Source organism: Nguyenibacter vanlangensis, from assembly GCF_013376155.1.
Lineage (GTDB): Bacteria > Pseudomonadota > Alphaproteobacteria > Acetobacterales > Acetobacteraceae > Gluconacetobacter > Gluconacetobacter vanlangensis.
In genome coordinates this window covers 1-1,496 of the sequence record NZ_JABXXP010000669.1, presented here as the reverse complement: position 1 = coordinate 1,496, position 1,496 = coordinate 1, and the positions used below count along the sequence as shown (strand labels likewise).

The window sequence follows — 1,496 nt, the reverse complement described above, 5'->3', positions numbered from 1 at the left end:
GGACGCGGCGCCGGCATTCCTCGCGGCCGTGACGGCGGCGCGGGATCGCGGGGCCTCGGTGTTGTGGTTTGCGCGCGACGCTGCGGCGTGGCGGGATTATCGCCGGGCGGTCAGCGCCCAAATGCGCCTTCTGGACGAAGGCCTGTTTCCGATACGGAGGGGATAGATGGCCCAAGGCCGGACAATGGGTCAGACGGCCGATCCGTCGCGCCAACTGGTGCGCGTGCGCTATGCTGACGAATGGGTGGGGCTGCTGGTGCTGGTCTCGCTGGCGATCTGCTTCGCCGCGATCGTCGAGGCCGGAGTGCTGCGCGATTGGCTGACCCCGGCCGGGCAGTTGCAGATCGTGCTGCCGGATGTGGGGGTCAGCGGCCTGGCGATCGGGGACGATATCGAGGTCGTGGGCATCCATGCCGGGACGATCCGGCGCATCCGCATCAACCCGTCGGGCGGGATGTATGCGATCGCCGACATCGATCCGCAGCTCGAGACCTATATCCGCCGCGACAGCACGGCCACCATCCGCCGGCGCTTCGTGGTGGCGGGGGCCGATTACGTGGATATCACGCGCGGGACCGGCGAGCCGATGGATTGGCATTACGCCGTGATCACCGCGCAGAACGCCCCGAATCCGGCGGACATGATCACCCAGACCTTCGCCGATATCCGCGCGCGCATCCTGCCGGTGCTGGACAGTTCGCAGCATATGATGTCGATGCTGGACGCCACCATCACGGACCTGCATGCCGGCAAGGGAACGATGGGCCAGTTGATGACGAACGACGCGCTGATCCGCCAGGCGGACCAGTTGGTCGAATCGCTGAACGCCGCCATCGCCCAGTTGACGCCGATCGAGCATCAACTGTCCGGGGTCATGACCAAGGCCGACGGCGGCATGGCCAATATGCGCGCGGTGACGGCGGACCTGCGCAAGGCCAGCCCACGCCTGCCCGAGATCACCCGCAATCTGCAGGAGACGTCGTCCGAACTGCCCGCGCTGCTGACTCAGGCGCAGATCACGGCGACCAGCCTGCAGAAACTGACGGACCAGTTGCGCGGCCTGTGGCTGCTGGGCGGCGGCGGCACGGCCCAGCCGCCGCAACGGCGCTTGCCGGCGGAGAGAATCCAGCCATGAAGGGCATGGCCGCCCGTCTGGCGGTGCTTCTGATGGTGCCGGCCCTGGCGGGATGCGGCGGCGGGCGGACCGGGCCGCAGGACGACATGCTGGACCAGGCGATGGAGACCGGCCGCCAAGCCGTGGCGCTGGATCGGCTGGAACTGGCGGAAATCCAGTATCGTCTGGCCGGGCGGCGGGCGATGGCGCGCGACGATGCCGGAGCGATCGGCGATGCGGGCTATGACCTGGCCGTGGTGCAACTGGATCAGGGACGTGCCGCCGACGCGCTGCGCACGCTGTCCGCCACGCGTGGTGCCATGGCGGTACGGGGCTGGGGCGGCCCGGATGCGGCGCTGGATCTGGTCCAGGCGACGGCGTT

Annotated in this window: 1 protein-coding gene and 1 pseudogene; both read left to right on the top strand. The window is 68.9% G+C overall.

Annotated elements, in window-relative coordinates:
- Window positions 1-166: 166 nt before the first annotated feature.
- The gene (locus HUK84_RS17855) at window positions 167-1,135 is read left to right on the top strand and encodes an MlaD family protein (protein ID WP_246285766.1); all 969 of its coding nucleotides are present in this window, start codon (window positions 167-169) and stop codon (window positions 1,133-1,135) included.
- A pseudogene (locus tag HUK84_RS17850) lies at window positions 1,132-1,496 on the top strand (hypothetical protein); the annotation flags it as partial. The gene HUK84_RS17855 and the pseudogene HUK84_RS17850, both read left to right, overlap by 4 nt.